The sequence below is a fragment of the Streptomyces sp. NPDC051822 genome (assembly GCF_044452745.1).
Classification (GTDB): domain Bacteria; phylum Actinomycetota; class Actinomycetes; order Streptomycetales; family Streptomycetaceae; genus Streptomyces.
Genome location: NZ_JBITBZ010000006.1, coordinates 171,041 through 196,501, shown reverse-complemented (window position 1 = coordinate 196,501; position 25,461 = coordinate 171,041). Strand labels below are relative to the sequence as shown.

Sequence of the window (25,461 nt, the reverse complement as noted above, 5' to 3'; positions counted from 1 at the left end):
CGTCCGCGTCTCAAGCCCCGAGCCGTCACGCTCTAGGCCCAGGGGGACAGCGCCTTCCTCGTCTCCCGTACGACCCGGGGAGAACCGTCGTCGAGCAGTGGCGCGAGACGCCCGGGGCGGACGGCGTCCATCAGGCGTAGTCCCGCCACGGCGCTCGCGCGCACCTGCGGCAGCGCGTGGCCGGTGAGCGACCAGAGCGTCGGCACGTCCGCCGCCCGGTCGCCGCACTCGGCGAGCCCCAGGGGGGCGTGGTGGGGCGTCCGGTCCCCGGCCGCGCATGCCGCCCGGTAGAGCGGCAGCGGTTCGGTCCCCGCCTGCCGCAGCACGTACCGGGCGCAGGCGCGGGCCAGGGCCGAGCGGTCGTACAGGAACGGCTCAGCCTCGTCGGCCCGGCCCGCCCGGCGCAGCCCCGTCACCCCCGCCGCCCGGATCCGGCCGGGCCGGGCGGCCAGCAGGAGGCCGAGGACGGCCGGGTCGGGCGTGGCCGTGGCGAGTACGGCGTTCGCGCAGAGGTCCTGGACGACCACGTCGGCGTCGCGGGCGGCGATGGTCGCAAGCCGGGTGGGGGAGAGGAGCCCGCGCTCGACGGCGATCCGGTGGGCGAGCCGCCGCACCGCCCGGTCCCTACTCGCGAGGAGAGTCTCCACTCCGGCCGCGGGTCCCGCCCGTAGCACCTGGAACAGCAGCTCACGCGCCGCGTCTCCGTGCGCCCGCTGCGCAGCCCGGAGGGCGACGGCGGCGACGGGGCCGAGAGCCTCGGGCGTCAGGCGCGGCAGCTCGGCCCGCAGTACGGCACGGGCTCGTTCCCGTACGGGCCCGGCCCAGTCGGCGCACCGGATCGCGACGAGGGGCAGGAGCGCGGGGGCGTCCGCCGCGTACGCGAGGGCGGCCTCCCTGAGCCGGCCGTCGGGGCCGCAGAGGGCGAAGGCCAGCTCGGGGGTGGTCGGTCGTCGGCCACCGGTGCCGCCCGGGAGCCATGTGAGGCCGTGCACGGCGGGGCCCCACCGGACCGCGGCCCGGATGTGCTCGTCGAGCTCGGCCCATCTGCCCGTCTCGCCGCCTTCGAGGGCCCGGGCGAGGCGCTGCTCCCACTCGTCGAACACGCTGTTCCGCATGGGCCGGAGCGTAGGTGGTCGCGTCGTGGCGCCGCCCCTTGTTTTCCGGCCCCGGGGTTCGGCTCCCGCGAGGCTTTGACAAACCATACGGTGCATCGCATAGTTATGCCTACGACAGTACGCCTGGGGCCGCGCCACCGGCCCCGGCGTGACCCGCCCCCGTTGAACAGGCTGCCCTCCCGTCCCGAGCCCGGGCCGCGAGGGCCCACGGTCCACCACCTTCCGAGGAGCAGCAGTGAGCAGCAACAACGGTGACGTCCGGCTCTGGGGCGGACGGTTCGCCGACGGTCCCGCCGAGGCCCTGGCGAAGCTCTCCGCGTCGGTCCACTTCGACTGGCGCCTCGCGCCCTACGACATCGCCGGTTCCCGTGCCCACGCGCGCGTGCTGCACAAGGCCGGGCTGCTCACCGAGGACGAGCTGACCCGTATGCTCGCCGGTCTCGACGAGCTGGAGGCCGACGTCACCGACGGCTCCTTCGTCGGCACCATCGCCGACGAGGACGTCCACACCGCCCTGGAGCGGGGCCTCCTGGAGCGCCTCGGCCCGGACCTCGGCGGCAAGCTGCGCGCCGGCCGGTCCCGCAACGACCAGGTCGCCACCCTCTTCCGGATGTACCTGCGCGACCACGCCCGGATCATCGGCGGCCTCGTCGCCGACCTCCAGGACGCCCTGGTCGGCCTCGCCGAGGCGCACGCGGACGTCGCGATGCCCGGCCGTACGCACCTCCAGCACGCCCAGCCGGTGCTCTTCGCCCACCACGTCCTGGCCCACGTCCAGTCCCTCTCCCGGGACGCCGAGCGGCTGCGCCAGTGGGACACCCGTACGGCGGTCTCCCCGTACGGCTCCGGCGCCCTCGCCGGTTCCTCGCTCGGGCTCGACCCGGAGGCGGTCGCCAAGGACCTCGGCTTCGAGCGGGGCTCGGTCGGCAACTCCATCGACGGCACGGCCTCCCGCGACTTCGTCGCCGAGTTCGCCTTCATCACCGCGATGATCGGGATCAACCTCTCCCGGATCGCGGAGGAGATCATCATCTGGAACACGAAGGAGTTCTCCTTCGTGACCCTCCACGACGCCTTCTCCACCGGCTCGTCGATCATGCCGCAGAAGAAGAACCCGGACATCGCCGAGCTGGCCCGTGGCAAGTCCGGCCGCCTCATCGGCAACCTCTCCGGCCTGCTCGCCACCCTCAAGGCGCTCCCGCTCGCCTACAACCGGGACCTCCAGGAGGACAAGGAGCCGGTCTTCGACTCCTGCGACCAGCTGGAGGTCCTGCTGCCCGCCTTCACCGGCATGATGGCCACGCTCACCGTCAACCGGGAGCGCATGGAGGAGCTGGCCCCGGCCGGCTTCTCGCTGGCGACGGACATCGCGGAGTGGCTGGTCAAGCAGGGCGTGCCGTTCCGGGTGGCGCACGAGGTGGCCGGCGAGTGCGTGAAGGTCGCCGAGGCGGAGGGCAAGGAGCTGGACGAGCTCACGGACGAGCAGTTCGCCAAGATCTCCGAGCACCTCACCCCCCAGGTGCGCACGGTCCTCAACGTCCCCGGCGCCCTCGCCTCCCGCCACGGCCGTGGCGGCACCGCCCCTTCGGCGGTCGCCACCCAGCTCGTCGAGGTCAAGGCGGACCTGGTCATCCAGCACGCCTGGGCCACCGCCAAGAACTGACCGACCCGTAGTCCTGCGCAGCCCTACAGCGCCGCCGCCCAGTCCGCGAGCGCGTCGAAGTCCGGCCGGATCAGTCCGATCCGGGGGTCGACGTGCAGCAACAGGGCGGCGGCGAGGTGGTTCTGCTCCACGTACTCGTGGTCGTACGGGGTGATGTCGTCGTCGACCCAGGCGAACGGCCGCCCCTCCGCGTACTCCAGGATGTACTGCGTCTTCCAGAAGGTCCCGCGAGGGGCCTTCCCGTGCATCTGGGGCCAGTCGATGAACGGCAGCTCGGGCAGCCCGAGGTGCGGCCCTATCCAGTCGTTCGCCTCGCCCTTCCACGTCGTCGCCCACACCAGCTCGTACGCCTTCGCCAGCGCGAGGAGCTCGCCCCCGTGGTCCGGATTCAGCCACACCCGCAGGGGCTTCGCCTCGAACAGCCGGCCGCTCGGTCGCATGCGGTGCGTCGTGTACCCCTGCGGGCGCCGCTCGCGCTGCGCCGCGTACGGGTTCAGCGGCCCGTCGACGTCGATCAGCAGCAGTGGCTTCGTCATGTTCACAGCATTCCGTTCCCGCCTCGGTGAGGCGTGGATTTATTGAATGAGACATGGATGTCTCATTCGGTGTATGGTCGTCTCATGTCAGTCGACCGCACCCAGGTGCTCCGCGCCGCCGCCGCCCTGCTCACCCGCAAGGCGACCGCCACCATGGACGAGGTCGCACGGGCCGCCGGGATCGGCCGGGCGACCCTGCACCGGCAGTTCGCCGGGCGGGACGCCCTCGTGCGGGCACTGGAGGAGCTCGGGCTGCAGGAGCTGGAGGCGGCCCTCGACCGCGCCGGGATCGACGCGGGCCCCGAGGACGCGGCCGTACGCCGGCTCGTCGCCGAGGTGGAGCCCGTCGCGCCCCTGCTGTCGTTCCTCGTCACCGAGAACCAGCTCTTCGAGGGCGAGCAGGTCAACGAGGGCTGGGCCCGCCTCGACGCCCGGGTCTCCGCGCTCTTCCGGCGCGGACAGGAGAACGGCGTCTTCCGGATCGATCTGACCCCCGCCTGGCTCACCGAGGCCTTCTACGGGCTCGTCGGTTCCGGCGCCTGGGCCGTGCAGGACGGCCGGGTCGCCGCCAAGGACTTCCAGTACATGATCGTCGAGCTGTTGCTCGGCGGAGCGCGCAGGAGCGTGGAGAAGTGACCACCAGCACCCTCAGGACCGCGAGCCATACCGAGGGCGGGCGCCGCCCCGGCCGGTGGCTCGCCCTCTCCGTGCTCGTCCTGGCCGTCCTCCTCGTGGCGGTCGACGCCACGGTACTGGGACTCGCCACCCCCTTCCTCTCCGAGGACCTGAAGCCCTCCGGCACCCAGCTCCTCTGGATCGGCGACGTCTACTCCTTCGTCATCGCCGGACTCCTGGTCTCCATGGGCAGCCTCGGCGACCGCATCGGCCGCAAGAAGCTGCTCCTGGTCGGCGCCACCGCCTTCGGCGCCGTCTCCGTCCTGAACGCCTACGCGACCAGCCCCGAGATGATGATCGTGGCCCGCGCGCTGCTCGGCGTCGCCGGCGCGACCCTCATGCCGTCCACCCTGGCGCTCATCCGCAACCTCTTCCACGACCCGCGCGAGCGCAGCCTCGCCATCGGCATCTGGGGTGCCATGGCCTCGGCCGGCGCCGCCGTCGGGCCGGTCGTCGGCGGGTTCCTCCTGGAGCACTTCTGGTGGGGCACGGTCTTCCTCATCAACCTGCCCGTGATGGCCGTCCTCGTCCTCGTCGGCATCAAGCTGATCCCCGAGTCGAAGAACCCGAACCCCGGGCCCTGGGACGTGCCCAGCGTCGCGCTCTCCCTCGTCGGCATGATCGGCCTCGTCTACGCGGTCAAGGAGCTGGCCTCCCACGGCCCGTCCCTGGACTCGGGCCTCGCCGCCCTCGCCGGAGCCGCCGCCCTGGCCTGGTTCGTCCGCAGACAGCTGACCCTGCCCGCGCCGCTCCTGGACATGCGCCTGTTCCGCCACCGCGGCTTCTCCGGCGCGGTCCTCGCCGACCTGCTGACCATCCTCGGCCTCTCCGGCCTGGTGTTCTTCCTGTCCCAGTTCTTCCAGCTGGTCCAGGGCCGTCAGCCGCTCGAAGCCGGACTCGCCGAACTGCCCGCCGCCGTCGGCGCGGTCACGGCCGGTCTGATCGCGGGCGTGGTGGCCCGCCGCTTCTCCGTACGGTCCGTGGTGGCCGGCGGTCTCGCGGCGGTCGGCCTCTCCCTCGCCGTCCTGACGACGCTCGACCAGCACACCGGCTACCCGCTGCTCGGAGCCGCCCTGCTCGTCGTCGGCGTGGGCGCCGGCTTCGCCTTCACCGTCACCGCCGACGTGATCCTCTCCAGCGTCCCCAAGGAGCAGGCCGGCTCGGCCTCGGCGGTCTCCGAGACCGCGTACGAACTGGGCGCCGCCCTCGGCATCGCCGTGCTCGGCTCGATCGTGACCGGTGTCTACCGGGACTTCGCCACCCCGGCCGGTGTCCCCTCCGGCGTCGCGTCCGCCGCCCACGAATCGCTCGGCGGCGCCGTCGAGGCCTCCGGCGCCCTCGCACCCGAGACGGCGACGGCCCTGGTGTCGGCCGCCCAGGAGGCGTTCGTCGACGGTCTGCGGATCGCGGCCGGCGTCGGCGCGGCGGTCCTCCTCGCGACGGCGGTCGCGGCCTGGTTCCTGCTCAGGGGCCAGAAGCTGGAGGACGGCGCCGTCGAGCACTGACGGCCCGCGAAGACGACGGGGCCCCGGACAGCCGTGCTGTCCGGGGCCCCGTCACGACACGAAGGGTTACGCGGCCTTCGCCTTGGTGGCGTACATGTCCACGTACTCCTGGCCCGAGAGCCGCATGACCTCGGCCATCACCGAGTCCGTCACCGCCCGCAGCACGTAGCGGTCGCGGTCCATCCCGTCGTACCGGGAGAACTCCATGGCCTCGCCGAAGCGGACCGTCACCTTGCCCGGACGCGGGAAGCCCGCCCCGCCCGGCTGGATCTTGTCGGTACCGATCATCGCGAACGGCACCACCGGCGCCCCGGTCATCAGGGTGAGCCGCGCGATGCCCGTACGGCCCCGGTAGAGCCGGCCGTCGGGGGAGCGGGTGCCCTCAGGGTAGATCGAGAAGACCTTGCCCTCCTCCAGGACCCGGCGGCCGGTCATCAGCGCCGCCACACCACCGCGGCCCCCGTCCCGGTCCACCGGGATCATGCCGACGCTGGTGAAGAACCAGGCCATCGCCCGGCCCTTGAGGCCCTTGCCCGTCACGTACTCGTCCTTGCCGATGAAGTAGACCGGACGGTCCAGGCAGATCGGCATGATCATCGAGTCGATGAAGGTCAGGTGGTTCCCCGCGAGGATGACGGGACCGGTCCCCGGAATGTTCTCTGCGCCCTCCACGCGGGGGCGGAACATCAGGCGCATGACCGGCCCGAGCACTGCCTTGATGATCGCGAGACGGGACAACGGTTCCTCCGGTGGGACGCGGGTCAGTCGAGCTGACGGTGCAGCTGGCGACGATACTCGCGGGTCACCACCGCGCGCACATCGGGTTCACCGAGTGGATACACAGTGTTGACGTGTGTTTCCGCCATGTTCGGCCGAGGTCTGCCGGACGGAGGGGGTTGATGCCTAGCGTCGGGGGCACCCGTCGACAGGTGCGGGACATGACACAGGAGGACACCTCATGACCCAGGGCGAACGCCGGACGACGGCACGGCGCACGGTTCTCGGAGCGGCGGGCGCCACCGTCCTCGGCGCCTCCACGGCCCTCGCGGCCGGGACCGGCACCGCCCAGGCGGCCGACGAGCGGACCGCGGCGGCGGACCGGGCGCACGGCGGGGGCCGCGGCTACCGCTCCCTGCCCGTTCCCACCGTCATCGCCCACCGCGGCGCCAGCGGCTACCGCCCCGAGCACACCCTCGGCTCCTACCGGCACGCCCTCGACCTCGGCGCCCACGTCATCGAGCAGGACCTCGTCCCCACCAAGGACGGGCACCTCGTCTGCCGCCACGAGAACGACATCACCGGCACCACCGACGTCGCCGACCACCCCGAGTTCGCGTCCCGGAAGACCACCAAGAGCGTCGACGGCACCTCGTACACCGGCTGGTTCACGGAGGACTTCACGCTCGCCGAGCTCAAGACCCTGCGGGCCAAGGAGCGCATCCCCGGCACCCGCCAGAAGAACACCCTCTACGACGGCCGCTGGACGATCCCCACCTTCGAGGAGGTGCTGCGCTGGGCCGAGGACGAGGGCCGCCGCCGGGGCCGCGAGATCTGGCTCCACGTCGAGACCAAGCACCCCACCTACTTCCGTTCCCTCGGCCTCGGCCTGGAGGAGCGCCTCGCCAAGCTCCTGCGCCGGTACGGCCGCCACCGCGCGAACTCCCCGGTCTTCCTCCAGTCCTTCGAGCCGAGCAGCGTCCAGCGCCTGGCGAAGCTGGTGGACTCGCCCGGCGTCGTCCTGCTCTCCGGCGCGAGCAGCCGCCCCTGGGACTTCGTCCAGGCCGGCGACCCGCGCACGGTCGCCGATCTGGTGACGCCCGAGGGCCTGCGCTGGATCGCCTCGTACGCGAAGGGCATCGGCCCCACCCTCGACCTGGTCATCCCCAAGGACGCGAGCGGCCGGCTCGGCGACCCGACCACCCTGGTCCGCGACGCGCACGCGGAGGGCCTGATCCTCCACCCGTACACCCACCGCAACGAGAACGCCTTCCTGCCCGCGGACTTCCGCCGGGGCACGGACCCGACGGCGTACGGCGACTCCTTCGGGGCCCTGAAGCGGTACCTGGAGACGGGCATCGACGGCCTCTTCTCCGACAACCCGGACACCGCCCTGCTCGGCGCGGCGGACCTCACCGCCCGCGACTGACGGGCGAGGACCGTGCGGGCCCGGCGACCGGGCCCGCACGCCCTCCTCCCGGGTGGTTTACGCCCCGCACCGCAACCACGCCCGCGTGCCCGGGCATCGTGCCGGTCATGACCACCCCCGAGACCCCCCGGCAGACCGCGTCCCCCTGCGGCTCAGCGTCCCCCCGCGGCTCCGCGTCCCCGGCGCCCGCCGACCCCACCTCCGGGCTCCTCGCCGCCCTCGCCCCGCTGCTCGCCGCCGAGTCGGACGCCGAGGCGCCCGCCGCCGGCATGGAGCCGAGCGACCTCGAACAGGCCGTCTGGCTCCGTCTCCTGGAGCAGCTCCAGGAGACGGGGACCGCCCCCGAGCGGCCCGCCGAATGGCTCCGCCGGGCCGTCCGGTCGGAGGCGCGCCGCGCCCGCAGGACCAGCGACCGCGAACGCCCCTACCGCGAGGAGCCCGCCCACGACCCCGGCGGCCCCGGTCCGCACGGCTCCCCGGAACACTCGCTGCTGGTCGCCGAGGGCCGCCGTACGCTGCGCGCCGCCGTCACCCGGACGCCCGGCCGCTGCCCCCGGGTGCTGACCGCGATGCTTGATCCCGAGGACCGCACCTACCGGGAAATCGCAGGGGAGTTGGGTATCTCACAGGGCAGTCTGGGGCCGATGCGTTCCCGTTGCCTGGGATGCCTGCGCAGAATGCTGGCTGCTGAGGTTCCCGCCCCGGGTCGACGGGGAAGGGTGCGGTAAACCGATGATCGACCAGATGAGCGGGAGGCGTGCACACATGGGCCTGAGTGTGACCATCTCAGCGGCGGACGCGCGGGACGCGGAGCACATCCTGAAGCTGCAGTACCTCTGCTACCAGAGCGAGGCGGAGCTGTACGGGGACTGGTCCATCGAGCCGCTCACGCAGACGCTCGACGAGCTGCGCGCCGAACTGGACGAGGGGCACGGTCTGGTGGCGCGGCTCGGTGACGAGGTCGTCGCCTCCGTGCGGGCCCGTCTCGACGAGGACGGCACGGTACGGATCGCCAAGCTCATCGTCCACCCGCGCATGCGGCGGCACGGTCTCGGCGGCCGGCTCCTCGACGGCATCGAGCGCCACTTCGCCGCCGACGCGGCCCCGTCGGAGGCGCCCGCCAAGCGCTTCCGGCTCTTCACCGGCCACCGCAGCGACGGCAATCTTCGGCTCTACCGCAGCAGGGGCTACGCCCAGGTCGGCACCCGCGAGGTCGGTCCCCGACTCACCCTGGTGACCCTGGAGAAGGCCGCCTGACTCAGGCGGCCGTACGGGACCTCCGCAGCCACCAGATGCCGGTCAGCGGCAGCAGCACCGGAATGAACAGATAGCCGTAGCCGTAGTCAGACCAGACCGTCGCGTCCGGGAAGGCGGCCGGCTCGATCAGCGTCCACGTCCCGACGACAAGTACGCCCGCGAGCTCGGCGGCGCAGCACACCAGCGCCGCCCTGCGGGCCTTCTCCCCGCCGCGTACCAGTGTGTACGTGATGAAGGCGTAGACGACCGCGGCCACCGCCGACAGGGTGTACGCGAGCGGCGCCCGGTCGAACTCGGTGGCGATCTGGTAGATCGAGCGGGAGACCGCGCCGACCGACATCACGCCGTACAGCCAGACGAGCAGAATGCCGGGCCCCGAGACGAGACGGGTCCTCGCGCCCCGGGGCGCCTCGCCCTCTGCCGCCCTGTCCTGCGTCGCGGTCATGGTCAGCCCACCGTCCAGATGTCGTGGAGACGCACTTCGAGCACGGCCAGGACGACCGCGCCGGCCGCCACCGTGGCCGAGCCCCACCGGCTGCGCTCCGCGAGCGACATGAATCCGGCGATCGGCACGGCGCAGAGCGCGCCGAGCAGATAGGCGACGAAGATCGTCGCGCCCTCCTCGGCCTTCTCGCCGCGCGCCAGCTGCACGATCCCGACGACCAGCTGGACGAGGACCAGGAAGGTCACCACGGCCATGCCGATGAAGTGCCAGTCCTTGGTCGGCTGGTCGCGGAGGGCGGCGAAGCCGCACCAGGCGGCGAGGGCGAGCGCGGCCACGGAGACCGCGACCGTCAGGGCGTCAAGCATGCGCCCGAGGGTATTACGGTCGATAAGACCCGATGCCCTCGCCCCCTGCCGACGGCGGACGAGTGGAGCGTGGCCTTGGCCACAACGCTCTCCGTACCAGCCGCCGGGGACCGTGACGGGCGCCGGTCCGCAGGGTCCTTCCGCGCAGGCCAAGCCCGGGGAACAGGGCGGAACGGCAGCCTCCGCGCTGTCCGCATGATGTCTCAAGGGCGTCCGCTATTCGGACAGCCCCCTTTCGTTCGCGACTGCGCATGCTTTACTTGCAGACATGACCACGACGAGCAGCCGCATCCTTGCGACCGAGGCGATCACGACGCCCGGTGCTCGTTGTATGTGTCGAATGTGCGCCTTCTGAGGGCCCCCGCCTGAGTTTCGCGCCCCGAAGCGAGACCCGACGGCCGCGCCGTTCCTCCCGCCGACAGGCGGCGGACCGAGCCCGCCCCGCGCACCACCGGTGCCCGGCCACCCGCCGGACCGGCCTCCGTGCGCCTGACTGTCCGAAGACGAATGCCCCGTGCGTGACGGACCCCGCGTCGCGCACTCGACAGTGACGGAAACCCCTGTGATCACCACTTCGGGCCTGACCAAGGTCTACGAGTCGCGCGGCCGGCAGGTCACCGCTCTGGACGGCGTCGACCTCCACGTCCGCGAGGGCGAGGTCTTCGGCGTGATCGGCCAGAGCGGCGCCGGCAAGTCCTCGCTCATCCGCTGCGTCAACCTCCTGGAGCGCCCCACCTCCGGCACCGTGACCGTCGACGGCGTCGACCTCACCGCCCTCGCCGGGAAGAGCCGCCGCGCGGGCAAGGACCTGCGCCGGGCGCGCAGCAGCATCGGCATGGTCTTCCAGCACTTCAACCTGCTGTCCTCCCGCACGGTGAAGGACAACATCGAACTCCCCCTGGAGATCCTCGGCGTCTCCGGCGCCGAGCGCTCCCGCCGCGCCCTCGAACTCCTCGACCTGGTCGGCCTCGCCGACAAGGCCAAGTCCTACCCCGGCCAGCTCTCCGGCGGCCAGAAGCAGCGCGTCGGCATCGCCCGCGCCCTCGCGGGCGAGCCCAAGGTCCTGCTCTCCGACGAGGCCACCAGCGCCCTCGACCCGGAGACCACCCGCTCCATCCTCCAGCTGCTGCGCGACCTCAACCAGCAGCTCGGCCTGACCGTCCTGCTCATCACGCACGAGATGGACGTCGTGAAGACGATCTGCGACTCCGCCGCGCTGATGCAGCACGGCCGCGTCGTCGAGTCCGGCACCGTCGCCGAACTGCTCGCCACCCCCGGCTCCCAGCTGGCCGCCGAGCTCTTCCCGGTCAGCGGCGCCGCCACCGGCCCCGACCGCACGGTCGTCGACGTCACCTTCCACGGCGAGTCCGCGACGCAGCCCGTCATCTCGCAGCTCTCCCGTACGTACAACATCGACATCTCGATCCTGGGCGCGGCGATGGACACCGTCGGCGGCCGGCAGATCGGCCGGATGCGCATCGAACTGCCCGGACGGTACGAGGACAACGTCGTCCCGGTCGGCTTCCTGCGCGAGCAGGGGCTCCAGGTCGAGGTCGTGGAAGAAGACGCGGAGGCGCCGGCCGCGGCCGCGACCGCACTGGTCAAGGAAGGTGCCAAGTGACCTGGTCCGAGATGCAGCCCCTGCTGGAGCAGGGCACCGTCGACACGCTCTACATGGTCCTCTGGGCCACCGTCGTCACCGTGCTCGGCGGCCTGCCGCTCGGCATCCTCCTCGTCCTCACGGACAAGGGCGGACTGCTGCAGAACCGGCCCGTGAACAAGATCGTCGGTGCGATCGTGAACGTGGGGCGTTCGCTGCCCTTCATCATCCTGCTGATCGCCCTGATCCCCTTCACCACCTTCGTCGTCGGCACCTTCATCGGCCCCACCGCGATGATCGTGCCTCTCGCCATCGGCGCCATACCCTTCTTCGCCCGCCTCGTGGAGACCTCGATCCGCGAGGTCGACCACGGACTCGTCGAGGCCGTCCAGGCCATGGGCGGCGGCATCCCCACCATCGTCCGCAAGGTGCTGCTCCCGCAGGCCCTGCCCTCGCTGGTCTCCGGCGTCACCACCACGGTCATCGTCCTCATCGGCTACTCGGCGATGGCCGGCGCGGTCGGCGGCGAGGGCCTCGGCTCCAAGGCCGTCACCTACGGATACCAGCGCTTCGACACCACCTTCATGCTGGTCACCGTCGTCGTCCTGGTCCTGATCGTGACCGTCGTCCAGCTCATCGGCGACGGAGTCGTACGACTCCTCGCCCGCCGGGGCCGTACCGCGTAACGGCCCCCCGGCCACCCAGACTTCGTCCTTCGAAGAACAGCCCGGACTTGTTGTCCAGGCGTCCACCGCACCACCGGAAAGAGGCACTCTTCGTGCGTAAGAACATCAAGCTCACCGCCGGTATCGCCACCGCCGCCGCCCTCGCCCTCGGCCTCAGCGCCTGCGGCACCTCCTCGGACCCGTCCTCCTCCAAGGACACGGCCGGCGCCGCCGACAAGCCCCTCGTCGTCGCCGCGTCCCCGACGCCGCACGCCGACATCCTCAACTACGTCAAGGACAACCTGGCCGAGAAGGCCGGCCTGAAGCTGGAGGTGAAGGAGTTCACGGACTACGTCCTGCCGAACACCGCCACCCAGTCCGGCCAGGTCGACGCCAACTTCTTCCAGCACAAGCCGTACCTCGACGACTTCAACCAGAAGAACAAGACCACCATCGTCCCCGTGGTCAACGTCCACCTGGAGCCGCTGGGCCTCTACTCCAAGAGCCTGAAGTCCGTGAAGGACATCAAGGCCGGCCAGACCATCGCCGTCCCCAACGACACCACCAACGGCGGCCGCGCCCTCCAGCTGCTCGCCGAGAACGGCCTGATCACCATCAAGCCGGGTGTCGGCACCAACGCCAAGCTCTCCGACATCACCGACAAGAAGGGCCTGGAGTTCAAGGAGCTGGAGGCCGCCACCGTGCCCCGCGCCCTGAACGACGTGGACGCCGCCGTCATCAACGGCAACTACGCCATCGAGGCCAAGCTCTCGCCGGCGAAGGACGCCCTCGTCCTGGAGAAGGCCGAAGGCAACCCGTACGCCAACTTCCTCGCCGTCAAGGAGGGCAACGAGAAGGACGCCCGCGTGCAGAAGCTCGCCGAGCTCCTCAACTCGCCCGAGGTGAAGAAGTACATCGAGGACACCTACAAGGGCTCGGTCATCCCGGCCTTCGGCGCCGTCGCCAAGTAGGTCCCGCAGTAGGCTCGTTGCGACGAAGGCCCCCGCACCCCGTCCGGTGCGCGGGGCCTTCGTCGCACCCCGGCCACATCCGACCCGGCCATGCACGGGGGCCGCCGCATGCTGCATGCTGTGCGTTCACGGTCGATTCGGACGGTCCACGGCATGGAGCTGAGCATGACTACCACCTTTCCGGACATCTCCATCAACACGGACCGGTTGGTGCTGCGCGCGCTCGAAGAGGCGGACGCCCCCGCTCTCGCCGCCATGATGAACGACGAACTCGTCGGCGCCTGGACCGCCGTGCCCCAGCCCCTCACCGAGGCCGCCGCCCTCACCTGGATCACCGAGTACGCCCCCGCCGAACGCGCCGCGGGACGGGGCATCGACCTCGCCGTCGTCGAGTTCCTCACCCAGCGCCTGGTCGGCCTCATCCAACTGGGCAACACCGATTGGCGCGTCCGCTCCACCGAGATCTCCTACATCGTCGCCCCCTGGGCCCGCGGCGAGGGCTACGCCTCCGAAGCCGCCCTCGCCACCGCCCAGTGGCTCTTCAGCGACCAGAAGTTCGAACGCCTCGAACTGCGCACCGCGGCCGACAACACCGCCTCCCAGCAGGTCGCCCAGAAGATCGGCTGCATCAGCGAAGGCGTCCTGCGGAACGCCTGCATAGCCCGCACCCGCACCGAGGACGGCGACTGGACCGAACTGCGCACCGACTTCATCGTCTGGGGCCTCATCCCCGAGGACCTCGACGGCGTCGCCGACCAGATGGCCGAGGCCGGCTACTCCTCGTACACCGACTGGAGCTGAGCCCGGGGAACGAACCCGGGGTACGCTCGGCACGCCCGCGACCTGCGACGACACCAGGAGACAGACGACGATGGCCGACCGCGTCACGGTGATCGGCTGGGACGGCTCACCCCTCACCGCGGCGGGCCGGTCCGCGCTCTCCGCCGCCACCCTCGTGGCCGGCGCCGCCCACCACCTGGCGCTACCCGAGGTGCCGCCCGGCGCCGAACGCGTCCGCCTCGGCAGCGTCGACCTCGCCGCCCGCCGCATCGCGGGCCACCGCGGCACCGCCGTCGTCCTCGCCGACGGCGACCCCGGCTTCTTCGGAGTCGTCCGCACCCTGCGCGCCCCCGAGCACGGCCTCGAGGTCGAGGTCGTCCCCGCCGTCTCCTCCGTCGCCGCCGCCTTCGCACGGGCCGGGATGCCCTGGGAGGACGCCAGGACCGTCGTCGCCCACCAGCGCACCCTGCGACGCGCCGTCAACGTCTGCCGCGCCCACCCCAAGGTCGCCGTCCTCACGTCGCCCGGCGCCGGACCCGCCGAACTCGCCCTCCTCCTCGACGGCGTCCACCGCACCTTCGTGGTCTGCGAGGAACTCGGCACCGACCGCGAGCAGGTCTCCGTCCTCACCTCCGACAAGGCCGCCGACCACACCTGGCGCAACCCGAACGTCGTCCTCGTCATCGGCGGCACCACCGGCGGCACGCCCGCCGCCCCCTGGATGTCGGGCCAGGACCCGTCAGCGCCCCCGGTACGCGGCTGGGCCCTGCCCTCGGAGGAGTACGAGCCCCGGGGGCACGGCACCGGCGACCGGTCGGCACGGACCGGCGCGGGCGAGGACCCGTCCCTGCGCGCCGCCCAGCTCGCCCGCCTCGGCCCCCGCGTGGGCGACCTCGTCTGGGACGTCGGCTGCGCGGGCGGAGCCTTCGCCGTCGACGCCGCCCGCCTCGGCGCCGCCGTCATCGCGGTGGACACCGACCCGACGGCCTGCGCCCGCACCGAACAGGCGGCCCGCCACCACGGCGTACCCCTCCAGACCGTCCAGGGCCGGGCCCCGCACGTCCTGGAGGACCTGCCAGAACCCGATGTCGTACGCATCGCCGCCGGCGGCGTCCCCGTCGTCACCGCCTGCACCGACCGGCGCCCGGAACGCATCGTCGCCCACGCCTCCACCCGCGACGAGGCGGAGGCCGTCGGCGCGGCCCTCGCCGACGGCGGCTACACCGTCGAGAGCCTCCTCCTCCAGACCGTCGGACTCGACCCCGGCGACTGGTCGGAACGCGAGCGGTCGGTCGTCTTCCTGCTGTCCGGCCGCAGGACCGACCACCCCCACCCGTGATCGTGCCGCCCGAGCGGGCAGGTAGGCTGGCCGATTGTTGTACCGCATCCGGATGTTCGGCGGTTCGTTCGTCAATGTCCCGAATTGGTGGCCACTTTGTGCCGCTGACGTGGTACGCGACAAGGGGGGACCGCGCGACGTGGCGCAGTCCACAGCCCACCGTGGCGAATCTTCCTGCCACGACGGCCGGAGGCCGCGACAATGTGTGGGTGTCCGCGCGTCCTTCGTGCCGCGCGGCGCGCGCGCTCGTTCTTGTCGACGGGCGCAGGTCTGAAGGAAGCACAAGCGATGGGCGAGGGGTACGCATGACGGACACCGGCCAGGTCCCGGGCGAGGGGCTGCCGGAGAACGCAGGCATGGTCGAGCAGCCGGGCATCCCCGCTCCGGGCGCGTACACCTTCCTGGACCCCTCCGAGCACACCACCGAGGACGACGACCTGCTGCTGATGCCGGGCGCCCAGGGCGCCTGGAGCGAGCACCCGCCGGGCGTCGCGCCCGCGCCGCCGGTCGCCGTACCGCCCCCGCCGGCGGCACCCGTGGTCCCGAACCAGGCGGCGCCGCAGGGCGTCCCGCACGCCGCCGTCCCGCACCCGCCTGCCCCGGAGGCACAGATCCCGATGGGCGACCCGCTGACCGACCCCCTGCCGGACCCGCTCACGGCCCCGCTGGACTCCGTCGCGCTCGGCGACGTCCTGACGGCCCCGCAGAACCAGACGCCGCCGCAGGGCGTCCCGCTCGCCGGGACCCCCGCGCACGGTGTGCCCGTCGAGCAGTTCGCCGGCACCCCGGCCCACGGCATCCCGGCCGGTCCGCCCGTCGGCACGCCGCCGCACGGTGTCCCGTTCGCCGGTACCCCGGCGCACGGCGTTCCCGTCGAGCAGTACGCGGGCACCCCGGCCCACGGCGTCCCGGTCGCCCCGCAGGAGCCGGTCCACACCGACCACGGCTACGAGCCGGGCATCCTCGACACCGGCGCCCACGAGGCCGCCGGCCGCGACTCCGGCTCCGTGGACCTCGGCGGCGTCCGCGTGCCCGCGCCTCCCGTGGCGCCCGCACCGCAGGCGGCCCGCCGCCCGCTGCACATGGGTCCGGCCGTGCCCGAGGCCACCGGCGGCGTCGTGCTGTCGCTCGCCGACCGCGGCCCCGCCGCCGTACCCGCCCCGGCCCCGCAGCCCGTTCCGGTCGCCGCGCACGAGTCGCTCGTGGCCACCGGCCCCGCGCCGGTGCCGGTCCGTAACCCGGGCCCGCCGACCACCGGCCCCGAGTACCTCGACATCCCGCAGGAGCAGCACGTCGCGCCGCAGGGCGCCGAGCCGTGGGCCGCGCAGCCGCAGGAGGCCGTGGCACCCCAGGCCGCGCCTTCCCCCGCAGAAACGGTCGTCCCGCAGTCCGGCCAGTTCGTCCAGGTCGAGGGCAGCGTCCCGACGACCCCGCACCTGGCCCCGGTCCCGCAGCCGGAGCCGGCCCAGGCCGCGGAGCCCGTCCCGGCCGCAGAGCCGGCCGCGGTCCCCGAGGCCCCCGTGGCGGTCGCCGAGCCCGCCGCCGCACCCGCGGAGGCCCTGGCGACCCCGGTGGAGACCGTCGAGGCCCAGGTCGACGAACCCCAGGCCACCGTCCCCGCGCCGCGCGAGGCCGAGCCCGCCGCCGAGGCCCCGGAACCGGCGACGGCCGAGACCCCGGAGCCCGAGCCGGCCGCCGCCCCCGAGGCCGAGCAGGCCCCGGAGGCCGAGGAGCAGACGCCCGTCGTGGCCGAGGCCCCGGCCGAGCCGGTCACGGCCGCCGAGCCCCCGCTGGAGGAGCAGACCCCCGAGGCGACGGCCCCCGAAGCGGCCACTGAGGCGGCCCCCGAGGCGGATGCCCCCGAGGCAGCGGCTCCTGAGGCAGCGGCCCCCGAAACGGCGGCCCCCGAAGGGGCCCCCGTGGAGGCGTACGCCCACGAGGTCCCGTTCGTGCCGGGGGAGGAAGCCCCCGAGGCCCTGCCCGAGCCGACCCCGGAGGCCGAGGCCGAGGCCACGGTCACCGAACAGCAGCCCCCCACCGACGAAGCGCCCCTGCCCGAGCCCGCGGAGACTCTTTCGGAGCCCGTGGAAGCGGTCGAGGCGGTCGACGCGACCGAGGACGCGGCGCCGGAAGCGGCAGCCGAAGCGGACCCGGCGCAGGCCCCCGCCGAGCAGCCCGAGCAGAGCGCGGACACGGTCGAGGACGCGACGAACGCGGACACGGAAGACGGCCAGCCGGTGGCGGAATCGGCGCCCGCGCCGGGCTACGCCGACGCCGAGCGCGAGGCCGTCCTCCGCGTCATGCGCGAACGCCGCGACATCCGCAACGGCTTCCGTTCCGACCCGATCCCCCACGAGGTGCTGCTCCGCGTCCTGGAGGCCGCCCACACGGCCCCCAGCGTCGGCCACTCGCAGCCCTGGGACTTCGTCGTCATCCGCTCCGCCGAGACCCGGCAGACGATGCACGAACTGGCCCAGCGGCAGCGCGAGGCGTACGCCAAGTCGCTGCCGAAGGCCCGGGCCAAGCAGTTCAAGGAACTGAAGATCGAGGCCATCCTCGACACCCCGGTGAACATCGTGGTGACCGCCGACCCCACCCGGGGCGGCCGCCACACCCTCGGCCGCTACACGCAGCCGCAGATGGCCCCGTACTCCTCGGCCCTCGCCGTCGAGAACCTCTGGCTCGCCGCCCGCGCCGAGGGCCTCGGCGTCGGCTGGGTCAGCTTCTTCGACGAGCGCGAGATGGTCCGTACCCTCGGCCTCCCCGAGCACCTCGAAGTCGTCGCGTACCTCTGTGTGGGATACGTCGACGAGTTCCCCGAGGAGCCCGAGCTGATGCAGGCGGGCTGGTCCAAGCGCCGTCCGCTGTCCTGGGTCGTCCACGAGGAGACATACGGCCGCCGCGCCCTGCCCGGCGAGGAGCCGCACGACCTGCTCCAGGAGACGGTCGCCAACATCCGCCCGCTGGACGCCAAGGCCCTCGGTGAGGCCTGGGAGCGCCAGAAGCGCATGACCAAGCCGGCCGGCGCCCTCGGGATGCTGGAGATCATCTCCGCACAGCTCTCCGGCCTCTCCCGTATGTGCCCGCCCCCGATCCCTGAACCGGCCGCCGTCGCGATCTTCGCGGGAGACCACGGCGTGCACGCCCAGGGCGTCACGCCCTGGCCGCAGGAGGTCACCGGCCAGATGGTGGCCAACTTCCTCGGCGGGGGAGCGGTCTGCAACGCCTTCGCGAACCAGGTAGGCGCCGAGGTCTGCGTCATCGACGTGGGCGTGGCGTCCGAGCTCCCGGCCACCCCCGGCCTCCTGCCCCGCAAGGTCCGCCCCGGCACCGGCGACTTCACCACGGGTCTCGCGATGACCCGCGAAGAAGTACTGGCCGCGATCGAGGTGGGCATCGAAACAGCCCGCGACCTCGTCGCCGCCGGCAACAAGGCCCTGCTCACGGGCGAGATGGGCATCGCGAACACCACCGCGTCCGCCGCCCTGATCTCCGTCTACACCGGCGTGGACCCGACCGATGTCACGGGCCGCGGCACGGGCATCAACGACGAGACGCACGCCCGCAAGGTGGACGTGGTCCGCCGCGCACTCGCCCTGCACCAGCCGGACCCGGCCGATCCGATCGGTGTCCTGTCGGCGGTCGGCGGCCTGGAGCACGCGGCCCTGGTGGGCCTGATCCTGGGCGCCGCCTCCCTGCGTACCCCGGTCATCCTCGACGGCGTGTCGACCGGAGCGGCGGCCCTCGTGGCCCGGGCCATCGCGCCCGAGTCGCTCGCGGCCTGCATCGCGGGCCACCGCAGCGCCGAGCCGGGCCATGTGGCGGCCCTCAACAAGCTGGGCCTGCGCCCCCTGGTCGACCTGGACCTCCGCCTCGGCGAGGGCACGGGCGCCCTGCTCGCCCTCCCGCTGGTGCAGAGCGCGGCCCGCGTGATGCACGAGGTCGCCACCTTCGACTCGGCGGGCGTCACCGAGAAGTAGAACCACCGACGCGTCCCCCACCACGCACGGGAGTGGGGGACGCGCAGGGACTGTGTTCGGGACGTAAAGCGTGATTTGTGGCGCCTACTGAGGGGCCACTCGTCCAAGGACCTGCGCGCCGTAAATCATGCAGTCCCGAACACGGTCCCGGAGCGGCCCCCACGTCGCGGTCCAAGCACCGGGGGACATCCATCACACCCTGCCCCCCGCAGGTCACCGATATCGTGGGGTCACGCACCGCGTCCCACCAGCCGCTTCACCGCAGCAGCGGCCAGCACCCGCCCTCCGAGGAGCCGCTCACCCATGGCCGAGCACGCCGATCACACCGCCCAGCCGACGACGTACCCCGCCTACCCGGTAGGCCTGCGTCTGGCGGGCCGCCGCGTAGTAGTCCTCGGCGGCGGCCAGGTAGCCCAGCGACGGCTGCCCGCTCTGATCGCCGCGGGTGCGGACATCACCCTGATCTCCCCCTCGGCGACCCCCTCGGTGGAGGCGATGGCCGAGACCGGCGAGATCGCCTGGAGCAAGCGGCGCTACGAGGACGGCGACCTCGCGGACGCCTGGTACGCCCTGGTCGCCACCACCGACCCGGCCTCGAACGCCGCCGCCTCCGCCGAGGCCGAGCGGACGAGGACCTGGTGCGTCCGCGCCGACGACGCCGAGGCGGCCACCGCCTGGACCCCGGCGACCGGCCGCGACGCCGGCGTCACGGTGGCGGTGCTCACCGGCCACGACCCCCGCCGCTCCGCCGCCGTCCGCGACGCGATCGTCGAAGGCCTGCGCGACGGCTCGATCGCCGCGCCGGCGCACCGCTCCCGTACCCCCTTCGTCGCCCTGGTCGGCGGCGGCCCCGGGGACCCGGACCTGATCACCGTCCGCGGCCGCAGGCTGCTCGCGGAGGCGGACGTGGTCATCGCGGACCGGCTCGGCCCGCGCGACCTCCTGGACGAGCTGCCCCCGCACGTCGAGGTCATCGACGCGGCGAAGATCCCGTACGGCCGTTTCATGGCCCAGGAGGCCATCAACAACGCGCTGATCGAACACGCGAAGGCCGGCAGGTCCGTCGTCCGGCTCAAGGGCGGCGACCCGTTCGTCTTCGGCCGTGGCATGGAGGAGGCGCAGGCGCTCGCCGCCGAGGGCATCGCCTGCACGGTCGTCCCCGGCATCTCCAGCTCGATCTCGGTCCCGGGCGCGGCGGGCATCCCGGTCACGCACCGCGGAGTGGCCCACGAGTTCACGGTGGTGAGCGGCCATGTCGCCCCCGACGACCCGCGCTCCCTCGTCGACTGGGCTTCCCTCGCGAAGCTCACCGGCACCCTCGTGATCCTCATGGGCGTCGACAAGATCGGGAAGATCGCCGAGGCGCTCATCGCCCACGGCAAGGACCCGAAGACGCCGCTGGCGCTGGTCCAGGAGGGCACGACGGCGTCCCAGCGCCGGGTGGACGCCACGCTCGCGACGGTCGCGGAGACCGTGAAGGCGCAGGAGGTCCGCCCGCCGGCGGTCATCGTCATCGGAGAGGTCGTCACCGAGGGCCCCGGCAGACTGGTGAAGTAACCGCCGGCGACCACCCCGCCTCCCCCCGCGTCGCACTCATTGGCACCACACCCCGGACAAGGCAGTATCACCTCGTGGCCGAACTCATCACGATCGACGACCCCGACGACCCGCGCCTGCGCGACTACACCGGCCTGACCGACGTCGAGCTGCGCCGCAGACGCGAACCGGCCGAGGGCCTGTTCATCGCGGAGGGAGAGAAGGTCATCCGCCGCGCCAGGCAGGCGGGGTACGAGATGCGGTCGATGCTGCTCTCCGCCAAGTGGGTCGACGTGATGCGGGACGTCATCGACGAGGTCCCGGCACCGGTGTACGCGATCCAGCCGGACCTGGCGGAACGCGTCACCGGCTACCACGTGCACCGGGGCGCCCTGGCCTCCATGCAGCGCAAGCCGCTCCCGGACGCCGCCGAACTGCTTGTCGGTGCCCGCCGGGTGGTCGTGATGGAGTCGGTCAACGACCACACCAACATCGGCGCGATCTTCCGCAGCGCCGCGGCCCTCGGCATGGACGCCGTACTGCTCTCGCCGGACTGCGCGGACCCGCTGTACCGGCGCTCGGTGAAGGTGTCCATGGGGGCGGTGTTCTCCGTCCCGTACGCGCGCCTGGACACCTGGCCGCGTGGTCTGGAGACGGTACGGGAGGCGGGCTTCAAGCTGCTCGCGCTCACTCCCGCGGAGAAGGCGACCTCCATCGACGAGGCCGCCCCGCACCGCCTGGAGCGGGTGGCCCTGATGCTGGGCGCGGAGGGCGACGGCCTGTCCACGCAGGCCCTGCGCGCCGCCGACGAATGGGTCCGGATCCCCATGGCCCACGGCGTCGACTCGCTGAACGTGGGCGCGGCGGCGGCGGTCGCCTTCTACGCGGTGGCGACGGGCCGCCCGGAGGCCTGACCGCCGGTCCTCACGACGAGTCGGGGCCTATCCCTGGAGGGCCTGGGCGGCGGCGATGCCCAGGGCCACCACGAGCGTCACCACGACGAAGACGAAGAGTCGCTGCCGCAGCAGCCGGGGGTTGGCGGGACGGCGGCCCGTCGACGTCGTGCGCCCACCCGGCCTCGTCCCGGCACCGGTACGGGACTGCGTTCCCCGGGATCCCCCGGTCCGCGGCCCGCCGGAAGGACGTGAGGAAGGTCCGGGCCCACGCCCCGGCCCCCGGTCGCGCTCGGAGCCGCGCTCCCCGCCACCGGCACCGCGCTCGGCGGCCCGATCGGCACCCCGCTCCTGGCCACGGCCGGGCACGTCCCGCTCGGTGTACCGCTCGGTCGGCCGTACGGTGTTGCGTTCCTCGGCCCGCTCCCGCTGTACGGGCGGCCGGGAGACCGGCAGCCCCTGTGCCTCGCGCGCCGCGATCTCCTTGAGCCGCATCGACAGCTGGAGCGTGCTGGGACGGTCCTCGGGGTCCTTCGCCAGACAGGCCCGGATCAGCGGTGCGAGCGCGTCCGGCACCCCGTGCAGCTGCGGCTCCTCGTGCACCACCCGATAGAGCATGACCTCGGAACTGCCGTGCCCGAAGGGGGAGTCGGCCATCGCCGCGTACGCCAGGGTGGCACCGAGCGAGAACACGTCGGTGGCGGGGGTGACGGCCGCTCCGCGCACCTGCTCGGGGGCGAGGAAGCCGGGCGAACCGACGGCGGTGCCCACGTGCGTCAGGGTGCTGGCGCCGGTGGCCCAGGCGATGCCGAAGTCGATGATCCGCGGGCCCTTGGGGGAGAGCAGGATGTTCGAGGGCTTGAGGTCCCGGTGCACCACCCCGGCCTCGTGGACGGCGACGAGTCCCTCCGAGAGCGCCGCCCCGATCGAGGCGACGTCGGCGGCGCGCAGCGCGCCCTCCTCGGCGACCCGGTCGTGCAGGGAGGGGCCGGGTACGTACTGGGTGGCGAACCAGGGGCGCTCGGCCTCCAGGTCGGCGGCGACGAGGCGGGCCGTGCAACCGCCGCGGATGCGGCGTGCCGCCGACACCTCACGGGCGAACCGCGACCGGAACTCCTGGTCCTCGGCCAGGTCCGGCCGGATCACCTTCAGCGCCACCCGCTGGCCACGCCGGTCGGACCCCAGGTACACGACGCCCATCCCGCCGGCGCCCAGTCTGCGGTGGAGCCGGAACGACCCGACGATCCGCGGATCCTCGCGCCGGAGCCGCATCATCGCCATGTCCGTCCCCTCGTCCGTTCGACGTGGCACAGCTTACGTAGTGCCGCCCGCGCCTGCTCATAGGCCGCGCCCTCGCGCCAGGATCGATTGTCAGTGCTGAGGGGGACGGGGGCCGGAGGCCGGTCCGCGGCGCGCACCCCAACCCCCTTCTGCGGCGCACCATTTGACGAACGGTCGAGAACGCCGTGAGCGGGCTCAAGGGGCGCGCCCGGACGCCCCGGAGCAGGGCGTTCGCGCGGCATCCGGCGAAGTGAGCCATGTCACGCGCCCTGCCGCCCGTCCGGCCGGGTCCCGGCCTGCTGCCGGAACCCCTCCGGGAAGACCCGGGGTTCCGGGCCTCCGTCTCCACCCAGGGGAGTACACCGCGTGGGTGGGGGTCATCCTCCGGGAGGCCCGCAAGTCGGTACGAGGGCATGACGCCCAGGCGCGCCGCGCTCCCTAGTGTTGAGGTCAAGCGGCGGGTGCAGCACTCGTCCCCCGAGGTCACGCACCCGCCGCGCCAGTTCACGACAGGAGAGGAACCATGGCTTACACGGCACCGCGGACGACCACCCGGCCTTCGAGCCAGCGTCACCCCCTGGTGGCCACCGCCATGGTCCTCCCTCTCGCGGCCCTGCTCGTAGTCGTCTTCGGCGGCTGGGACGCGGTGGTCACACAGGCGTCGTCCGTGGGCGTGATGCTGGGGCGCTGAGCAGCGCCCCGGACCCGGGAGAGCGGCCCGGGTCGGGACATCCGGCCATCAACCCCGTGGGGACGGGGGTGCGGCGGACGGCAGCGTGGGGCCGGTCAGCTGGGGAGCTGACCGGCCCTCGCGCTTTCCTCCCCGCAGGACGTCCGTGAACAGCCGGAACCGCAGCCCGCCCCGTACGGGCGCCGCGCGTCCGCCGAAAGCCGGGCCCCGCGCCCGGCCTCCCCCTGCGTCCCGCCTCGCACGGGCGCGTCCGCCGGAAGCCGGGCCGCGTGCCCGGCCCCGTACGGACCCGTCCGCCCGCCCCGTACGCTCCACCCGTGGACTCCACCCCCCGGCCCCCGCTCGACCGGCTCGCCGCCCTCGCCTCCGCCGCAGCCCACGGTCCGGGCGCGCCCTGCCGCTGCGCGAGCGGTGCCGTAGGCGTGCTCGCCGACCGGGACGACGGAACCGTCGTACGCCACGGGCGGCTCGTCGCCAAGGCGCACGCCCCCGGCACCGACCCCGAGGCGCACCGCGCACGGCTGGCGCTCGCCGCCCACCCGGACGTCGCCGGTGTCTTCCTCCCGCCGCTCCCGCCGCTCCCGCCGCCCGCGCCCGCGCCCGACGAGCTCGACGGCCGACCCGTGACCGTCTGGCCGTACGGTCCACCCGTCGACCCCGAGGACCCCGACGCCGCTCCCTGGGAGGAGGCGGCGCGGCTGCTCGCCCTGCTCCACCGGACTCCACCGCCGCCCGGGTGGTCCGACCGGCTCCCGGAGATGCGGGCCCCGGTCAAGGTGAGCCTCGCCGTGGACCGGATGCTCCGGACGGCACCAGGCCACCCGGCCCTCGCGACGGTCCTTGCCGCCTGGCGGTCGATACCCGGCCCTGCCCCGGCGGCCCCCCGGATGCTGTGCCACGGCGACTTCCACCTCGGCCAACTGGTCCGCGCCCCCGTCGGGGAGCCGGCCCGCGGCGGGGGACCGGCTCCCGGCGCCCGGCCTGGGCACGCCGGCCCTTGGCGGCTCATCGACATCGACGACGCGGGCCTCGGCGACCCGGCCTGGGATCTGGCCCGCCCCGCCGCCTGGTTCGCCGCCGGCATCCTCCCGCCGGAGGTCTGGTCCCGCTTCCTCGGCGCGTACCAGGAGGCGGGCGGCCCGGCCGTGGGGGCCGACCCGTGGCCCCGACTCGACGTGCCCGCCCGCGCCCTGACGGTCCAGACCGCCGCCCTGGCCCTGGCGAAGTCGACGGCCGAGGGCCGGCCGCTCGACGAGGTGGAGGGCGTGATGATCGACACCTGTGCCCGTATCGCCGCACAGCGAACCGACCGGGGCGCGTCCGCGTCCGCATAGGGTGAAGCATCATTCGAACGGCGATGTCAGGGAGTTGAGCCGAGCATGCAGTGTCCCAAGTGCCATGCGGCCATGCACACGTACAACCGCAACGGTGTCCAGATCGAGCAGTGCAGCGGCTGCCGCGGGATATTCCTGGACTACGGCGAGCTGGAGGCCCTGACCCGCCTGGAGTCGCAGTGGGTCCAGCCGGCCCCGCCCGCGCCGCAGGCCCCGCAGGCCTACCCGGCGCAGCCCGCCCCGGCCGCCCCCGCCTGGGGTGCCCCGCAGCACGGCGGCCACCACGGCGGCGGTCACTACCGTCAGCGCGGCTTCGGCCGGATGCTCTTCTCCTCCTGACCGGGGACGAGAAAACCCCCGGCCGCGAGATGCGGCCGGGGGTTTCCTGGTGGTGCGCGATACTGGGATTGAACCAGTGACCTCTTCCGTGTCAGGGAAGCGCTCTCCCGCTGAGCTAATCGCGCGGGACGGTCCGTGCGGACCGGATCTTCGGTTGTTCTGCGTGCGCGATACTGGGATTGAACCAGTGACCTCTTCCGTGTCAGGGAAGCGCTCTCCCGCTGAGCTAATCGCGCGGGACGGTCCATGTGGACCGGATCTTCGGTTGTTCTGCGTGCGCGATACTGGGATTGAACCAGTGACCTCTTCCGTGTCAGGGAAGCGCTCTCCCGCTGAGCTAATCGC

At 73.1% G+C, this 25,461-nt stretch carries 23 protein-coding genes and 3 tRNA genes; 17 read left to right on the top strand and 9 right to left on the bottom strand.

Annotation, left to right across the window (positions count from 1 at the left end; all coding sequences use genetic code 11):
* Window positions 1-32: 32 nt before the first annotated feature.
* Window positions 33-1,115, bottom strand: coding sequence for a hypothetical protein (locus tag ACIA8N_RS20500; RefSeq protein WP_365785020.1), 1,083 nt, complete (start codon window positions 1,113-1,115; stop codon window positions 33-35).
* Between the two features lie 235 nt (window positions 1,116-1,350).
* Here ACIA8N_RS20500 and argH point away from each other — a divergent pair, with 235 nt between their 5' ends.
* Window positions 1,351-2,778, top strand: a complete 1,428-nt coding sequence (gene argH / locus ACIA8N_RS20495; RefSeq protein WP_365785022.1) for an argininosuccinate lyase — start codon at window positions 1,351-1,353, stop codon at window positions 2,776-2,778.
* A 23-nt stretch (window positions 2,779-2,801) separates the two neighbouring features.
* Here the strand turns inward: argH and ACIA8N_RS20490 are convergent, their stop codons facing one another.
* Complete coding sequence (locus ACIA8N_RS20490; protein ID WP_365785024.1) at window positions 2,802-3,314, bottom strand: HAD domain-containing protein; 513 nt, start codon at window positions 3,312-3,314, stop codon at window positions 2,802-2,804.
* A gap of 84 nt (window positions 3,315-3,398) precedes the next feature.
* On the opposite strand from ACIA8N_RS20490, the gene ACIA8N_RS20485 reads away from it, so the two are divergent.
* A complete protein-coding gene (locus ACIA8N_RS20485; protein WP_365785026.1) occupies window positions 3,399-3,950 on the top strand; it encodes a helix-turn-helix domain-containing protein in 552 nt (183 codons plus the stop codon).
* Complete coding sequence (locus tag ACIA8N_RS20480; RefSeq protein ID WP_365785028.1) at window positions 3,947-5,494, top strand: MFS transporter; 1,548 nt, start codon at window positions 3,947-3,949, stop codon at window positions 5,492-5,494. The genes ACIA8N_RS20485 and ACIA8N_RS20480 overlap by 4 nt, the downstream gene beginning before the upstream one ends.
* Window positions 5,495-5,560: 66 nt before the next feature.
* Here the strand turns inward: ACIA8N_RS20480 and ACIA8N_RS20475 are convergent, their stop codons facing one another.
* On the bottom strand, window positions 5,561-6,232 hold the full coding sequence (locus ACIA8N_RS20475) for a lysophospholipid acyltransferase family protein (protein WP_030204643.1): 672 nt from the start codon (window positions 6,230-6,232) through the stop codon (window positions 5,561-5,563).
* A 220-nt stretch (window positions 6,233-6,452) separates the two neighbouring features.
* Here ACIA8N_RS20475 and ACIA8N_RS20470 point away from each other — a divergent pair, with 220 nt between their 5' ends.
* The 3 genes from ACIA8N_RS20470 to ACIA8N_RS20460 all read left to right on the top strand — a co-directional run bounded on the left by ACIA8N_RS20470 (window position 6,453) and on the right by ACIA8N_RS20460 (window position 8,897).
* A complete protein-coding gene (locus ACIA8N_RS20470; RefSeq protein ID WP_365785030.1) occupies window positions 6,453-7,640 on the top strand; it encodes a glycerophosphodiester phosphodiesterase in 1,188 nt (395 codons plus the stop codon).
* 107 nt (window positions 7,641-7,747) lie between these two features.
* Window positions 7,748-8,368, top strand: coding sequence for a sigma-70 family RNA polymerase sigma factor (locus ACIA8N_RS20465; RefSeq protein WP_365785032.1), 621 nt, complete (start codon window positions 7,748-7,750; stop codon window positions 8,366-8,368).
* Window positions 8,369-8,405: 37 nt separating this feature from the next.
* Entirely contained in the window at window positions 8,406-8,897 is a 492-nt protein-coding gene (locus ACIA8N_RS20460) for a GNAT family N-acetyltransferase (protein ID WP_365785034.1), read from the top strand.
* Window position 8,898: 1 nt separating this feature from the next.
* On the opposite strand, the gene ACIA8N_RS20455 is transcribed toward ACIA8N_RS20460, so the two are convergent.
* Window positions 8,899-9,342: a hypothetical protein gene (locus tag ACIA8N_RS20455; protein ID WP_365785036.1), complete on the bottom strand. Its 444-nt coding sequence runs from the start codon at window positions 9,340-9,342 to the stop codon at window positions 8,899-8,901.
* Window positions 9,343-9,344: 2 nt separating this feature from the next.
* Window positions 9,345-9,707 (bottom strand): hypothetical protein, encoded by a 363-nt coding sequence (locus ACIA8N_RS20450; protein WP_365785038.1) that lies wholly within the window; start codon window positions 9,705-9,707, stop codon window positions 9,345-9,347.
* Between the two features lie 562 nt (window positions 9,708-10,269).
* On the opposite strand from ACIA8N_RS20450, the gene ACIA8N_RS20445 reads away from it, so the two are divergent.
* The 8 genes from ACIA8N_RS20445 to ACIA8N_RS20410 all read left to right on the top strand — a co-directional run bounded on the left by ACIA8N_RS20445 (window position 10,270) and on the right by ACIA8N_RS20410 (window position 21,492).
* Window positions 10,270-11,328: an ATP-binding cassette domain-containing protein gene (locus tag ACIA8N_RS20445; RefSeq protein WP_365785040.1), complete on the top strand. Its 1,059-nt coding sequence runs from the start codon at window positions 10,270-10,272 to the stop codon at window positions 11,326-11,328.
* Window positions 11,325-11,993 (top strand): methionine ABC transporter permease, encoded by a 669-nt coding sequence (locus ACIA8N_RS20440; RefSeq protein WP_030204624.1) that lies wholly within the window; start codon window positions 11,325-11,327, stop codon window positions 11,991-11,993. Before ACIA8N_RS20445 ends, ACIA8N_RS20440 begins: the two co-directional genes overlap by 4 nt.
* A gap of 92 nt (window positions 11,994-12,085) precedes the next feature.
* Window positions 12,086-12,943, top strand: a complete 858-nt coding sequence (locus ACIA8N_RS20435) for a MetQ/NlpA family ABC transporter substrate-binding protein (protein WP_030551803.1) — start codon at window positions 12,086-12,088, stop codon at window positions 12,941-12,943.
* 165 nt (window positions 12,944-13,108) lie between these two features.
* A complete protein-coding gene (locus ACIA8N_RS20430) occupies window positions 13,109-13,744 on the top strand; it encodes a GNAT family N-acetyltransferase (RefSeq protein WP_365785043.1) in 636 nt (211 codons plus the stop codon).
* A gap of 70 nt (window positions 13,745-13,814) precedes the next feature.
* Window positions 13,815-15,062, top strand: a complete 1,248-nt coding sequence (cbiE, locus tag ACIA8N_RS20425) for a precorrin-6y C5,15-methyltransferase (decarboxylating) subunit CbiE (protein ID WP_365785045.1) — start codon at window positions 13,815-13,817, stop codon at window positions 15,060-15,062.
* Between the two features lie 305 nt (window positions 15,063-15,367).
* Window positions 15,368-19,042 (top strand): nicotinate-nucleotide--dimethylbenzimidazole phosphoribosyltransferase, encoded by a 3,675-nt coding sequence (gene cobT / locus ACIA8N_RS20420; RefSeq protein ID WP_365785047.1) that lies wholly within the window; start codon window positions 15,368-15,370, stop codon window positions 19,040-19,042.
* A 303-nt stretch (window positions 19,043-19,345) separates the two neighbouring features.
* Complete coding sequence (gene cobA, locus ACIA8N_RS20415) at window positions 19,346-20,599, top strand: uroporphyrinogen-III C-methyltransferase (protein ID WP_365785049.1); 1,254 nt, start codon at window positions 19,346-19,348, stop codon at window positions 20,597-20,599.
* 74 nt (window positions 20,600-20,673) lie between these two features.
* Window positions 20,674-21,492, top strand: coding sequence for an RNA methyltransferase (locus tag ACIA8N_RS20410; protein ID WP_365785051.1), 819 nt, complete (start codon window positions 20,674-20,676; stop codon window positions 21,490-21,492).
* Window positions 21,493-21,519: 27 nt separating this feature from the next.
* Here the strand turns inward: ACIA8N_RS20410 and ACIA8N_RS20405 are convergent, their stop codons facing one another.
* Window positions 21,520-22,752 (bottom strand): protein kinase, encoded by a 1,233-nt coding sequence (locus ACIA8N_RS20405; protein ID WP_365785053.1) that lies wholly within the window; start codon window positions 22,750-22,752, stop codon window positions 21,520-21,522.
* 523 nt (window positions 22,753-23,275) lie between these two features.
* Between ACIA8N_RS20405 and ACIA8N_RS20400 the strand changes: the two genes are divergently transcribed.
* From ACIA8N_RS20400 to ACIA8N_RS20390, 3 genes are all read left to right on the top strand, one after another.
* Complete coding sequence (locus ACIA8N_RS20400) at window positions 23,276-23,443, top strand: hypothetical protein (RefSeq protein ID WP_030551813.1); 168 nt, start codon at window positions 23,276-23,278, stop codon at window positions 23,441-23,443.
* Between the two features lie 317 nt (window positions 23,444-23,760).
* On the top strand, window positions 23,761-24,777 hold the full coding sequence (locus tag ACIA8N_RS20395; RefSeq protein ID WP_365785055.1) for an aminoglycoside phosphotransferase family protein: 1,017 nt from the start codon (window positions 23,761-23,763) through the stop codon (window positions 24,775-24,777).
* A gap of 45 nt (window positions 24,778-24,822) precedes the next feature.
* Window positions 24,823-25,116 carry a zf-TFIIB domain-containing protein gene (locus ACIA8N_RS20390; protein WP_030551815.1) on the top strand — a complete coding sequence of 98 codons (294 nt, stop codon included), beginning with the start codon at window positions 24,823-24,825 and terminating at the stop codon, window positions 25,114-25,116.
* A gap of 50 nt (window positions 25,117-25,166) precedes the next feature.
* Here the strand turns inward: ACIA8N_RS20390 and ACIA8N_RS20385 are convergent.
* From ACIA8N_RS20385 to ACIA8N_RS20375, 3 genes are all read right to left on the bottom strand, one after another.
* A tRNA-Val gene (locus tag ACIA8N_RS20385) sits at window positions 25,167-25,241 on the bottom strand.
* A 39-nt stretch (window positions 25,242-25,280) separates the two neighbouring features.
* Window positions 25,281-25,352, bottom strand: a tRNA-Val gene (locus ACIA8N_RS20380).
* A 39-nt stretch (window positions 25,353-25,391) separates the two neighbouring features.
* Window positions 25,392-25,461 (bottom strand) — tRNA-Val (locus ACIA8N_RS20375).